This is a genomic window from Desulfurella sp., from assembly GCF_023256235.1.
Classification (GTDB): domain Bacteria; phylum Campylobacterota_A; class Desulfurellia; order Desulfurellales; family Desulfurellaceae; genus Desulfurella.
The window spans coordinates 1-14,525 of sequence record NZ_JAGDWY010000095.1 but is presented as its reverse complement, the minus strand read 5'-3'; the positions used below and the strand labels follow the sequence as shown (position 1 = coordinate 14,525).

Here is a 14,525-nt window from a genome sequence, read left to right as displayed (position 1 = left end):
TCGTTATATAAATTTTTATACACTGGGAGGTTTTATGGAAACTGTTAGCCTTGCATGTGCACCAAACTTAAGTGGCATTGTAGAAGAAATTATAGATAATTTTGAAGACAAATCGGTTTCTTTTGAATTAACGATAGGAGAGAACTGTAATGTTTACTATCAAGAGATTTTAAAAGGAAAAAAGTACGATATTTTTTTAAGTGCCGATGAAAAAAGCGCTGATGATTTAGTTTCTTTGAACCTTGCAAGCGCAAGCGAAGTTTATGCAAAAGGAAAACTTTGTTTATGGTCTTTTGAAGACAAAATACCAGAGATTTCCACTGCAAAAATAGCTCTTCCAGATCCAAACATTGCACCTTACGGTAAAGCGGCTTTTGAGTATTTAGAAAATACAAAACTAATGGATTTAGTAAAAAACAACCTCATGTTTGGTAAAAGCCCATTTGAAGTATCAAGACTTGTATTAGAGCGCATTGCCCAGGTTGCTTTTTTGCCTGTTTCTTTTGTAAAAAGCGTACTAAAAGATAACAACTTTAAAATATTAGAAAATGGCTATTTTCCAGTTATTCAAAAATGCGCCTTACTATCGCCGGACAACAAAAAGGCACAGGAGTTTTTTGATTTTTTAATAAATTCAAAACGATCAAAACAAATATTAAATTCTTTTGGTTTTTAGGAGGAGTCTATGAAGTTAAAGTTAAAATTTATTTTAACATCAGTATTTTGTCTTGCTTTATTTCAAAATGCCCTTGCAGTAAATTTAGATACAATTGTAGTAAGCGCATCGAAAGTAAATGAAAAAATAGAAGATTCCCCTACTTATATCCAGGTTTTAACTAAACAAAAAATGGAAGATAATGGTAATCTCTTTTTAAGTTATATGCTTAATCAATTACCAGGTGTATCAGTAGAACAAGGTGGTGGTATTGGTGGTGAAACGATGGCTTTTATAAGAGGAATTCCGGTAAGCCCAAAAGTTATGATGGATGGAGTTAGTATCATGAGTCCCTATTATCCATTTCCACATTTCAATCTTGGGCCAATTATGCCAGATAATATTGATAGAATAGAAATACTTCAAGGTGCCCAAAGTGGTCTTTGGGGTGCAAATGCAGCAAGCGGTGTTATAAACATTATAACACAAAAAGGCAAAGGTAAACCGCATATTGACTACAATCAAACATACGGTTCTTTTGGTACAACTAAAGAATATTTGGCACTCTCTGGCGAGATTAAAAAGTTCAATTTTTATGTAGCAGGTTCTGCATATGATACAACAGGAATACCACAAACTTACTCGTATAATTATAAAACACACACATATTCACAAGGCGGTAAAAGAGATGGCTATCACAAATACTCATTTTATAGTAATTTAGGTTACGATTTTGGCGATGGTCTCAGCGCAAATCTCATAACAGACTCATATAAAAGCACAAATTATACTGATATTTGCAAATATTCCAAAGACAATCCTGTTTGTCCCAATAACTCCGCACCTTCAAATCTCACACCATTAGCTCAATCATCAAGGCACGAAGTTGATTATTATTTTACAAAACTAAACGTTGACAAAAAATTTGAAAAAGCAGCTCTTCGCTTTGAAACTCATTATATGCAGAATAATAGTTATATGTATTCGCCATCAAGCGCACCGTGGAAAGGCCGCACTTATGGTGCAAGTCTCAATTTTAGTTACAATGTAGCGCCCACAACAAAAATCGTCCTTGGTGTAGACTATGGCAAAGATAGGGCGATATACGATTACACACCACAAATTAATGTATCAAGAGAACATGCAGGTACCTTTTTAGAGGTTTTACAAACCATACAGAATCTAAATTTGCAGGCAAGTGCTAGAGAAGACTACTATCAAACATTTGGTAACACCTTTACTTATAAGCTTGGGGCAAACTACTACTTTGAACCATCAAATACAATATTTAAAGCAAACTGGGGTACTGGTTTTGTTGCGCCAAGCATGTTTGACTTATATGCTAATGGAGCACCATTTAGATTTGGTTACTTAAAAGGAAACCCAAACCTTCAGCCAGAAAAATCCAAAACATTTGATATAGGCTTTATTCAAAATTTCGGCGATAAACTTCAGATATCAAGCTCATTTTTCTGGTCAAAAATTGATAACCTAATTGATATAAAATATGCTTCTTTAATTGGAAGATCTCAGTATTTTATACCAATAAACATAAGTAAAACCATATCAAAAGGCGTAGAATCAACTCTAACTTACAAACCCATTAAATACTTAGAATTATCGCTTTCTGATACATATACTCAATCAGATGGTCCATTTGGTCAGACAAGCAACATTCCATACAATAGCACATCAGGTGCACTTTCATTTAATTATGACAGGATCTATGCTCAACTTAATGGCCAATACATTAGCACTATGTATGATAATTCTGGTCATCAAATTGGAAGATACACAGTATTTAATGCCAATCTATCTTACAAAATAAACAATAACGCAAAAATTGGCCTTTACGCTCAAAATATATTTAACAGGTTTTATTATGCTTCATGGGGTTACGGTTATGCAACGCCACCAAGATCTTTTTACACTACACTATCTTTAAAATTTTAAAGGGGGATAATTTTTGCAAAAATTTATAAGCATAAAATTTTTTTTACGAAACCAAAGGAGGAAAATATGAAAAAAAAATTAATTGCTGTTGGGCTTTTTTGTTGTTTAATTGCACAAAAATCCTACGCCTTAGAATTAAGTGGTATTACTGTTGAGGCTTCAAAAAAATCCATGGTTAACGATTATACAAAAATTCTTGATACACAAACTACAACCCAATACAATTTAGATACAAAAGCAATAAAGACATTTTCTGGCTCAAATAATTCTGTATTTAATGCAATAAGTATAATTCCATCGGTAAACACTCAAGGTCCAGATACATACGGAAATGATGAAACATTAAGACTAAGGGGTATTGATAGTACAAAAGCTGGTATAATAAACATTAATGGTGTTCCAACACCAAATGGTCCAACAGGGAATCTCACTTCAAATGTGTTTGATTTAGAAAATATTCAAGATATTTCAGTTTATGATGGAGCCATAAAGCCCAATATTGGATTCAATTCATTTGGTGATTTTCCTGGCATCATTGATTTAACTATTAAGAAACCATCGGATAAACTTGGTGCTATAATAAATCAAAGTTTTGGTAGTTATGATTATTCTAAAAGTTTTGTAAGATTAGACTCAGGCAATATAAATGGATTTAGAACTTTTATTTCATCATCTTTGGCTTATGCAAACAAGTGGAAAGGCGATGGAAACTTTGTACGCAAAAATGTAATGTTTGGTTTAACAAAAAATTTTGGCAATTTGCTAAATTTTGAAATCTATTTAGGTTACAATAGTGATTTTCACAACACATACTTAGGTTTAAACTATTCTCAAGCCTCAAATATAAATAAGAATTATGCTTTAGATTACAACAATAACCCAAACAGTCCCTTATACTACAATTATAATTATGTAAATACACGAGATTACTTTGTTTTACCAAGTTTTACTATCAATACTTCAAACACATCAAAGCTTGTCTTAAAACCTTACTATTGGTCAGTTAGAGGTCATAATTACTATACTTCAAATAATTCTCAATTTGTGCAAAAATTTTTATACAATAGTAATATTTTTGGAATAGTTTCAAGTTTTGATTGGGATATAACAAAAAATTATAAAATAAGTGCAGGATATTGGTTTCACAGGCAACAAATGCCAGGACCTCCCTATGCAATAGAAAACTTCATCCCAAAAAATAATACACTTGTATTTAAACAATGGGGCATACTTGCAGATCACAGCTATCATACTATAAATTCACCTTTTATAAACATAGAAGCAAAAACAAAAAAAATTAAGGTTGATGCCGGCTTAAAATATCTAATGTACAAAACTGCTCAAATCAATGGCTATAATACTTACGGCATAACTACTCAAGATGCCAACCAGGCAATAACCCTTGCCAAAAAAGACCAATTAGAAACGGCCAATACTAAACTTTTTAGACAGTATCTGCCATACATTGGCATAAATTATCAACTAAACGATTATATCAATTTATATGCAAACTATGGCAAAAGTTTTCAAGCACCAAACTTTAACTTGTGGCCTTCTTTTGCTCAAAACAAATCAGTTTTTGAGAAAAAAGGTATTACTTTGCAGTCCTTATGGGATAAATACTTCAAAATGACAACGGCAGATAATTTTGATATAGGTTTAAGATACAACAATAATAATGTTTATTTCTATCCAACAGTATTTTACAGTGATGTAAAAAACATTGGCACATATGCACCAATAAAAGTTAACAACAATACAATAGCAGAAATGCCAGCCAACACTGCAAAAGCAAAATCATATGGTTTTGAATTGGCAGCAGGATATACTCCGTTTAAAGATTTACTTATTTTTGCAGATTATAGCTACAATAGGTTTTATTATACGCAAAATGTTTCTTTTATGAATAACTATTATGATGTAAAAGGAAAACAAATAATAAACGTGCCCAAAAATATTCTCAAAGCAGGTTTTACATACAAATTTGATCATTTTTCTTTTACGCCGTATTTTAGTTATATGTCAAAACGTTATGGCGATCTGATGCATACACAAGAAGTACCATCAGTATTTCTTGCAAACCTTAATATAAATTATGAGCAAAAAAATCTATGGAAATTAAAAGAAATTTTATTTAGTCTAGATTTTACAAATTTACTAAATAGGCGTTACATAAGTGCAATAAATGCACCAGATTCAAACTTTTCAATGTATAGCCAAACTACATATCAAGTAGGTGCACCTTTTAGTATAGTGGCAAGTTTATCTGTAAAATTTTAGTTCTCATACAACAGTTTTGCAACTTTGTGTATTTAAGACAAAGAAGATTCTTCATTTTGCGCTTTTAGAAAAAAACGAAAGCAAATGAAGAATCTTCTACACTGTAAAACTCAACCATTTTTACGGGCTTTGTTTAATAAAATGCACTTTTAAATAGTAATTTTAACACCAAGTACATCCAGAAACTTTCTTATCCACTCAGGATGAGCTGGCCAGGCTGGTGCTGTAACTAAGTTTCTATCAATATATGCATTTGAAAAAGTTTGGTTTGGATCAAGCCATTTGCCACCAGCTCTTATTATATCTGGTTTCAACGCTGGATAAGCAGTAAGTTCGTATCCAGAAACTGCATCTGCTGCAATCAAAATTTGTGGTCCATGACAAATAGCCGCAATAGGTTTTTTATTTTGGGCAAAATGTTTTACAATTTCTATTACTCTATCGTTTAATCTTATGTATTCTGGCGCCCTACCACCTGGAAGCACAAGTGCATCGTAGCTATCTTCTTTTATGTCTTCAAATGTGCAGTTTAACATAAAATTATGTCCACGTTTTTCTGAGTATGTTTGGTCACCTTCAAAATCATGAATTGCAGTCTTAACAAACTCAAGCGCTCTTTTGTTTGGACAGGCAGCATAAACCTCTAAACCAACCATCTGTAGCATTTGAAAGGGTACCATAACTTCATAATCTTCTACATAATCTCCAACAAGCATTAATATTTTTTTTGACATAAGCAAAACCTCCTTTTTTCAAAAAAATAAACCGCTTTTTGTAATTATCAAGCCATGCTTTTTTCAACCACCTGCGCTATATCAAGCACGCTAATATCATCCCTTGATAAATCTTTTACACCATCATCCAGCATTATCATACAAAATGGACACGCAGTTACTATATTTGAAGTATTTGTGTCAATAGCCTGATTTGTTCTTACCTTATTCATGCGTGTTCCTTCTTCTTCAAGCCACATCATGCCTCCGCCTGCACCACAGCAAAAACTGTTACAAAAGGCATTTTTCATTTCAGAAAGCTTTAGTCCAGCTTGTGATAAAATTTCTCTGGGCTGTTGATATATATTTGAGTGCCTACCCAAATAGCAAGAATCGTGGAATGTGGCAGTCTGGTTTAGTTTATTTGACAACTCAATTCTTCCTTCTTTTAATAGTTGGCCTATAAACTGACTGTGATGTAGAACTTCAAATTCACCTCCAAGCTTTTTGTACTCATTCTTTAGTGTATAGTAGCCATGTGGGCATGTAGTAACTATTTTTTTTACATTGTAGGATTTAAAAGTTTCTATATTTTCTAATGCAAGGTTGTAGAACAAATACTCATTGCCAAGTCGTCTTGCATTATCACCACAGCATTTTTCTTTTTTGCCAAGAACAGCAAATTTTATATTGGCTTTTTGTAAAACCTTAACAAAACTCTGGGCAATCTTTTTGCTCCTATCATCAAAAGAACTGGCGCAACCCACAAAGTATAAAACTTCTGGATCTGGCACTTCATCTATGGTTTTTACATCGAGCCCTTTTGCCCAGTCTAGCCTGTAGTCTGCATTAATGCCCCATGGATTTGAGTTTGTTTCAATGTTGTTGAAAATAGGCACAAGTTTTTCTGGGAACTCACCTTGAGTTAAAACTGCATAACGCTTTAAATCAATCATGTCTCTAATATGCTCGTTTCCAACAGGACATACATTTTGACAGGCTCCACATGTGGTACACTGCCAAAGCGCTTTATCTGGAATTGTAAAGCCATATTCATAGTACCCATGAGGGTTATCTTTGGGTAATTCATTTGTAACTATAGGTATTAATTCTTTTTTATTAAATAAATTTTGAGCGTTATGAAATAGATTTTCTTTTATGCCAAGTATAATTTCTCTTGGGACAAGAACTTTACCTGTATTTGCTGCAGGACACACCTGAGCGCATCTTCCACACTCAGTGCAAGCATAACCGTCTAGCAATTGCTTCCATGTAAACTCATTTACATTTTTTACACCAAAACTCTCCGCATTTTCATCTTCAAAGTTAAGATCTCTTAAAGCCATTGAAGGTCCTAAGTTTACAAAATAATTATTGGGTATACCTGCTAAAATATGCAGATGCTTTGAGTTTGGTATAAAATCCAAAAATGCTAGCAAAACAATCATATGCACCCAAAAAGCTATATGGTAGGCTAATTCATTGTATGAATGAATATTAAGCAATCTGTATACAATAGAAGCAAATGGTTCATATGGATTTATCTGATTAGTCTTAGCCATCTCAAGCGCTGCCATATAAAGTAATGTAAGCATTAATATAGTAATAAAAATAAGTATCAAATATGCACTAAAATGATAATTGAGCTTTTTGGGGTGCCATACAAATCGCCTTATTAAAGACATAACAATAGCCACAAGCACCAAAAATGCAAATAAATCTTCTAAAAATAGATAGATAGGGTACAAAACTCCTAAAAAGCTAAAACTGAAAGATGGTATAAAACCTTTTATAATTAGCTCTATTTCACCAAAAAGCAAAACTACAAACCCAAAGAAAATAAGAGCATGCATAATGCCAGCGTAGTTTATATCCTTATCGTTTACTTTAAAATGACACATTTGCAACAGACCATTTTTTACAGCACTGTTTAGGCGCTCAAAAGGGTTATCAAAACGGTTTTCTTTTTGACCAAACTTAAGTAGTGAGTATAAATAATTTACACGGTAGAAAAAATAACCTATACTTGCTAAAAGCACAATCCCAAAAATTGAACTTTCCATTTCAACTCCTTATAAAATTTACATATTTCTTCTGTATTTGCCACCTACCTCAAATAAGGCATTTGTAATCTGACCCAGTGATGCGTACTTTACAGTTTCCATGAGTTCTTCGAATATATTACCACTACTTTGAGCTATATATTTTAATTTATCCAGATACTGCTTTGAGAATGCTTCATTGCGCTTTTGAAATGCAATTAAGTTGTCCAGTTGCCACTTCTTTTCTTCTTCTGTTGACCTTGATAGTTCAATTTTATCTTCTTGTATATATTTGTCATTTACAAATGTATTTACACCTATAATTGGCAATTCTCCAGTATTTTTAAGTCTCTCATAGTATAGAGATTCCTCCTGGATCTTGTTTCTTTGATACCTTGATTCCATTGCTCCAAGCACGCCGCCTCTTTTTGAAAGTCTTTCAAACTCATTTAACACTTCTTCTTCTACCAAGTCAGTTAATTCTTCTATAATATAACAACCTTGAAGAGGGTTTTCATTTTTTGCCATTCCAAACTCGTAATTTATTATCATTTGAATAGCCAACGCCCTTCTAACAGATTCTTCTGTAGGAGTCGTAATTGCTTCATCATAAGCATTTGTATGAAGAGAGTTACAATTATCGTAAATGGCAGTTAAAGCTTGGAGTGTTGTTCTTATGTCATTGAAAGCTATTTCCATTGCATGCAGAGATCTACCGGATGTTTGTATGTGGTATTTTAGTTTCTGGCTGCGTTCATTTGCAGAATACTTGTTTTTCATAGCAATAGCCCAAATACGGCGAGCCACTCGACCGATAACAGAATACTCTATATCAAGACCATTTGAAAAGAAAAACGATAAATTAGGCGCAAAATCATCAACCTTCATACCACGTGCCAGGTAATACTCAACATAGGTAAAACCGTTTGCCAAAGTAAAAGCAAGTTGAGTTATAGGGTTTGCTCCTGCTTCTGCAATATGGTATCCAGATATCGATACAGAGTAGTAATTCTTGACAGCATTATCTATAAAGTATTGCTGTATATCGCCCATAAGTTTTAATGAAAAATCTGTTGAAAACAAACATGTGTTTTGAGCTTGATCTTCTTTTAAAATATCTGCCTGGACTGTACCACGCACCACATTTAGAGTATATTTTTTTATTTCTTCATATGTAGCTTTATCTACAACCAAATCTCCACTTATGCCAAGTAAACCTAAACCCAGATGATTTTCATCAGCATCTTTAACACCAAAAGCCTTATTATATATAGGACGTTCAACATTTAATTTTTTATAATAGCTATCTATCCTATCCTGGGCTTGACCCCACTTACCTGACTCTTTTAAGTATTTTTCTACCTGTTGATCAATTGCAGCATTAAAAAACATTGCAAGCATCATAGGTGCTGGCCCATTTATTGTCATAGAAACCGATGTGTTAGGATCGCATAAATTAAAACCACTGTAGAGTTTTTTTGCATCGTCAACCGTTGCAATAGATACTCCCGCATTACCAATTTTACCGTAAATATCGGGCCTTAAATCCGGGTCCTGACCATATAAGGTTATTGAATCAAAAGCAGTTGAAAGTCTGCTGAAAGGCTGACCTTCAGAAAGATAGTGAAATCGCTTATTTGTGCGCTCTGGCGTACCTTCACCTGCAAACATTCTTGTTGGTTTTTCATCTTGCCTTTTGAGAGGAAATGTGCCTGCTGTATAGGGAAATTTACCAGGTACATTTTCTAACAATTGAAATTTTACAATCTCTCCATAATCGTTTGATTTTGGTAAAGATATCTTGGGTATTTTGTTACCAGATAAAGTTTTGCTTGTCAATTCATATTTTATTTCTTTATCTCGTATTTTGGATACAAGAAAATCCTGTGAATACATGTCTTTTAGGTTATTCCAGTTCTCAATCATTCTTATTGTTTGCGTATCAAGCTGTGAGCTTATTTTTTGTATTTCTTGAGTTACTACATTTAGCGCTTTTTCTAAATTTTCTCTTTTTAAGCTTTCATCAATATTTGAATCTGCAAAATCAGAATCTTCGTTTGGTTCAATAGAAGTATTAAGTTGCTTTTGCAGTATTTTTTTTGTTCCTTCAAGTGCATATAAACTGCTTGCAAGTTCTATTTGTTTATTTGCCATTTTTTTGTAATCTCTAATGCTTGCAACAATTTCACTTAAATATCTACTTCTGTGAGGTGGTATTAAAAAGTTTACAGATACATCACTAATTGGTTCAAAAATCTTTTGACTCTCCAAACCAACAAGTTGCATTAATTTATAAAACAAGTAATTTGTACCAGCATCATTGAAATTTGAAGCTACCGTATGATAAACTGGCATTTCTTCTAATTTTTTATCAAAGAGCTTGTGGTTTCGCATATACTGTTTTCTTACTTCGTAGAGGGCATCTTCAGCGCTTTCCTTGTCATATTTGTTTAATACTACTACATCAGCATAATCAAGCATATTAATTTTTTCTAACTGCAATGCGGCACCGTATTCTGGTGTCATCACATAAATATTGTAATCTGCTATATCAATCACTGCTATATCGCTTTGACCAATACCGGCGGTTTCTAGAATTATCAAATCAAAACCAGACATTTTATACAGATCAATGACTTTTTGCGTAGCTTTTGATATTGACATATTTGAGCTTCTTGTCGCCATAGAACGCATATAAGCGTTTTTGTGCGGCAGAGAATTCATCCTTATTCTATCACCAAGTAAAGCACCCTTGCTTCTCTTTGTGGGATCAACCGCTAATATACCAATTTTTTTATCTTGATAATTATTTAAAAATCGCCTGAGCAATTCATCAATAAGAGATGATTTTCCAGCACCACCAGAACCACTAAAACCAAGCACTTTAGTATCTTTTGAAAGCTCTTTAAAATACTTTTGAAACAATTCTTCGTGATAATTAGTCCAAGCGTCTTGATTAATAAGTTTTTCAACTAAGCTTATTGCTTTTGGTAGAGTTTTGGGTAAATTCTGCAAATATTCTTCAAATTTTTCTTCCTCAAATGTTAAAAAATCACTTTCCTTTAGCATATAATCAACCATTCCTTCCAGTCCCATCTGCATACCATCTTGAGGAGAAAATATCTTGCAAATACCATAATCTTGCAATTCTTTTATTTCAGAAGGGACAATAACGCCCCCTCCTCCACCAAATATTTTGATATATTCAGATTTATTTTCTTTTAACAAATCATACATATACTTAAAAAATTCAATGTGACCACCCTGATATGAAGTTACTGCAATAGCATTTACATCTTCTTCAATTGCAGTTTGCACTACTTCATAAGCGCTGCGATTATGACCTAAGTGTATAACTTCCGCACCACTGTCTTGTATAATTCTTCTAAAAATATTTATAGAGGCATCATGACCATCAAATAGGCTTGTTGCTGTAACAAACCTAAGGTTGTTCTTAGATGAATACATACATCACCTCCTATTCTTCTAGCTTAAACTCCCATGCACAATGATAGCCAGCACCTGTAATATCATCTGGTGGACACTTAATAACTCTTGTTTTTATACGGCTATCAATTGTACTTGCAAAATAACCATACTCAATAATCCCAACGCTTTTACATGGGAAAAATGGCAAGTTTTTTCTCTGGCGCGCTGCTTGCACGCGACATGTAACCATTTTTAATATTAATGTATGTTCATCTGGTCTTTCTATAACCTGTTCATTTATGCGTCTATACATTCTAAAGTTAAGCGCCTTTTCTAAACCATCAAGACCACTATTTTCAGGCAAGTTAAGCCGTTCAATAATCCTTCTTGCTTCAATTTGCGTAAAATCCTTCCATGCTTCTTCATCGAGCTTTATTGCAGCATCCATTCCAAAATGCCTTTCAACAGCCTGAAACCATAACCCGTCATGTGCAAGCCAGTTTTTAGCTTCATCTTCTATTACTTTTATTAATTCCTCTTTATCTAAAGCATCAAGCTCCGGATATTTTGACATTAACCCCCCCCTATTTCAACAACTGTTTTGATATTACTATCCTTTGAACCTCATTTGTACCTTCGTATATTTCTGTTATCTTTGCATCTCTATACATACGCTCTATTTCGTATTCTGCAATATAGCCATAGCCACCATGAATCTGGAGCGCTTCTTTGGTTACATAGGTAGCGGTTTCTGATGCGTAAGCTTTTGCCATTGAAGATTTTATTATTAGATCATTGTAGCTTGCTCCGTTTTTTAAGTTATCCTTTATCCATGCAGACTCATATACGAGTAGCTTTGCTGCTTCAATGCGCATTGCCATATCGGCTAGCTTAAACTGAATTGCCTGAAACTCACTCAATGTTTTTCCAAACTGCTTGCGCTCTTTGGCATACTCCAGGGCTTTCTCATATGCGCCTTCTGCTATGCCAAGTGCCTGTGCAGCTATACCAATCCTGCCACCATCTAAGCAATCCATTGCTATCTTGAAGCCCTCTCCTTCTTTGCCAAGCAGGTTTTCTTTTGGTATCTTGACATTTTCTAAGGCAAAAACGGATGTATATGTACCTCTTATGCCCATTTTGTCTTCATTTCTTTGAAGCTCCACACCTTCGGACTTCAAATCCAAAATAAATGCATCTATACCTTTGTGGCGCAGTGATTTGTCATGTGTTGCAATTAATATACCAATATCCTTATAACCGCCATTTGTAACAAATATCTTATTGCCATTTGCTATGTAGTAGTCGCCTTCATTTTTGACCGTTGTGGATACATTTGCTGCATCTGAGCCTGCTTCAGGTTCGGTTAGCAAAATGCAGCCAATCTTTTCTCCACTTGCAAGAGGTATTAAGTATTTTTCTTTTTGCTCTTTAGTGCCAAACTCGTATATAGGGTTTGCACAAAGCGATGTGTGTGCGCTTATCAGCACACCGGTTGATGCGCACACTTTAGAGATTTCCTCTACAGTTATTGCGTATGATAGAAAAGATAAACCAGCGCCACCGTACTCTTGAGGTATATAAACACCAAAAAGACCAAGTTCTGCTAAACCCTTTATTATTGAATCTGGTATCTTGTGGTTTTTGTCAATGTCTGATGCTATGGGTTTTAGCTCTTTTTGAGCAAAGCTTCTTACGGTATCTTGAACCATTTTTTCTTCATCTGTTAATTGAAAGTTCATATTATCCTCCTGTATAATTTGGTTTTCTTTTTTCTACAAATGCACTTAAGCCTTCTTTGGCATCGTTACTTGAAAATACCACGCCAAATAAACTTGCTTCATATCTTAGACCATCTTCTTTTGTTAGATCGTAACCATCAACTATTGCCCTTTTTGCAAGAGCTATTGCCAAAGGTGCATTTTTTTGGATTTGCTCAGATAAGGCTTTTCCTGCCTGGAGCAGCTCTTCTTTGCTTTGATAAACTTCACTAACTATGCCAAGCTCTTTTGCTTTTGAAGCATCTATCATCTTTGCACTAAAAATTAACTCTTTTGCCAATGATTTTCCTATCAGACGGGATAGGTTTTGAGTACCGCCAAAGCCAGGTATTATACCAAGGCCTACTTCTGGAAAACCAAATTTAGCATTACTTTGAGCAAGTATAATATCGCATGATAGGGCAACTTCAAAACCACCGCCTAACGCATAACCGTTTACACATGCAATAAAAGGCTTACCTGAAGTTTCCATTAAATGAAGCGTTTCCTGGCCTAGCCTTGCAAACTCAAGTGCTTGATTTGGCGTTAGTTTTTGCATGTATTCTATATCTGCACCTGCTACAAATGCTTTTTCACCTGAGCCAGTGATAATTACGCATTTAATCGTTTTATCCTGATCTACTTTTAAGATTGTTTCTTTTAGCTCATTTATCGTATCTATGTTTAGAGCATTAAGCTTATCCGGTCTGTTTATTGTTATGTAACCTGTGCCGTTTTGTGATTCAAACAGTATATTCATAGATCCCCCTTATTTTTTTGTATAATCGTAGAAGCCTTTGCCGCTTTTTCTGCCCAGATAGCCTGCTTCTACCATCTTTACAAGCAAAGGACACGGTCTGTACTTTGAGTCTTTAAAGCCTTCGTACAGTACATTCTGTATGGCAAGTACTGTATCCAATCCGATAAAGTCTGCCAGTACAAATGGTCCCATCGGCTGGTTTGTGCCAAGCTTCATAGCCTTATCTATATCCTCAATAGAGGCTATACCTTCATAGTAAGCATATATTGCTTCATTAATCATGGGTATAAGCACGCGGTTTACGATAAAGCCCGGGTAATCATTTGATAGGGCTGGATTTTTGTCCAATAATTTTGCCAAATCAAGTATTGTGTTGTAAGTTTCCTCGCTTGTTGCAATACCTCTTATTACCTCTACAAGTTCCATAACAGGCACAGGATTCATAAAATGCATCCCAATTACCTTATCTGGCCTTTTAGTTTGAAAACCAAGTTTTGTGATGGATATGGAAGAAGTATTTGAAGCAATTATTGAGCCTTCTTTTACAATTGAGTCTAACTTTGAGAAAAGCTCAAGCTTAAGAGCCTCGTTTTCCGGTGATGCTTCAATACAAAAATCCACATCTGAAACATCATTTAAGTTTGTTGTGGTTTTTATGTTTTTTAGAGTTGATTCTATCTGACTTTCCTGTATGGTATTTTTTTTAGCCTGCCTTTTTAAGTTTTCTTCTATTGTTTTTAGTGCTTTATCAAGCTGGGTTTGAGCTATATCATATAGTACGACAGAATAGTTATGCAAAGCAAATACATGGGCTATCCCATTTCCCATCTGACCTGCGCCTACAACGCCTACTTTATTAATCATTTTATCCTCCTTTAAACATTTTCAAATATCGCTGCCACTGCTTCACCACCACCTATGCAAAGAGTGGCA

The 14,525-nt window shown here is 34.3% G+C and carries 10 protein-coding genes; 3 read left to right on the top strand and 7 right to left on the bottom strand.

Annotated features, from left to right (window positions below; all coding sequences use genetic code 11):
• Positions 1-34: 34 nt before the first annotated feature.
• The 3 genes from modA to Q0C22_RS10350 all read left to right on the top strand — a co-directional run bounded on the left by modA (position 35) and on the right by Q0C22_RS10350 (position 4,888).
• Complete coding sequence (gene modA, locus Q0C22_RS10360; protein WP_291494500.1) at positions 35-676, top strand: molybdate ABC transporter substrate-binding protein; 642 nt, start codon at positions 35-37, stop codon at positions 674-676.
• Between the two features lie 9 nt (positions 677-685).
• Positions 686-2,608 carry a TonB-dependent receptor gene (locus Q0C22_RS10355; RefSeq protein ID WP_291494498.1) on the top strand — a complete coding sequence of 641 codons (1,923 nt, stop codon included), beginning with the start codon at positions 686-688 and terminating at the stop codon, positions 2,606-2,608.
• A gap of 66 nt (positions 2,609-2,674) precedes the next feature.
• Complete coding sequence (locus Q0C22_RS10350) at positions 2,675-4,888, top strand: TonB-dependent receptor (protein WP_291494495.1); 2,214 nt, start codon at positions 2,675-2,677, stop codon at positions 4,886-4,888.
• Between the two features lie 149 nt (positions 4,889-5,037).
• Here Q0C22_RS10350 and Q0C22_RS10345 read toward each other — a convergent pair whose 3' ends face one another.
• The 7 genes from Q0C22_RS10345 to Q0C22_RS10315 are packed head-to-tail and all read right to left on the bottom strand — an operon-like array spanning position 5,038 to position 14,456.
• Entirely contained in the window at positions 5,038-5,622 is a 585-nt protein-coding gene (locus Q0C22_RS10345; protein WP_291494494.1) for a DJ-1/PfpI family protein, read from the bottom strand.
• A gap of 47 nt (positions 5,623-5,669) precedes the next feature.
• Entirely contained in the window at positions 5,670-7,664 is a 1,995-nt protein-coding gene (locus Q0C22_RS10340) for a (Fe-S)-binding protein (RefSeq protein WP_291494492.1), read from the bottom strand.
• A gap of 18 nt (positions 7,665-7,682) precedes the next feature.
• Positions 7,683-11,111 carry a methylmalonyl-CoA mutase family protein gene (locus Q0C22_RS10335; protein ID WP_291494489.1) on the bottom strand — a complete coding sequence of 1,143 codons (3,429 nt, stop codon included), beginning with the start codon at positions 11,109-11,111 and terminating at the stop codon, positions 7,683-7,685.
• Positions 11,112-11,121: 10 nt separating this feature from the next.
• Positions 11,122-11,646 (bottom strand): DUF6125 family protein, encoded by a 525-nt coding sequence (locus tag Q0C22_RS10330; RefSeq protein ID WP_291494487.1) that lies wholly within the window; start codon positions 11,644-11,646, stop codon positions 11,122-11,124.
• A gap of 10 nt (positions 11,647-11,656) precedes the next feature.
• Complete coding sequence (locus tag Q0C22_RS10325) at positions 11,657-12,814, bottom strand: acyl-CoA dehydrogenase family protein (RefSeq protein WP_291494485.1); 1,158 nt, start codon at positions 12,812-12,814, stop codon at positions 11,657-11,659.
• Between the two features lies 1 nt (position 12,815).
• Positions 12,816-13,592 (bottom strand): enoyl-CoA hydratase-related protein, encoded by a 777-nt coding sequence (locus tag Q0C22_RS10320; RefSeq protein ID WP_291494483.1) that lies wholly within the window; start codon positions 13,590-13,592, stop codon positions 12,816-12,818.
• Positions 13,593-13,601: 9 nt separating this feature from the next.
• Positions 13,602-14,456, bottom strand: a complete 855-nt coding sequence (locus Q0C22_RS10315; protein ID WP_291494481.1) for a 3-hydroxybutyryl-CoA dehydrogenase — start codon at positions 14,454-14,456, stop codon at positions 13,602-13,604.
• Positions 14,457-14,525: the final 69 nt, after the last annotated feature.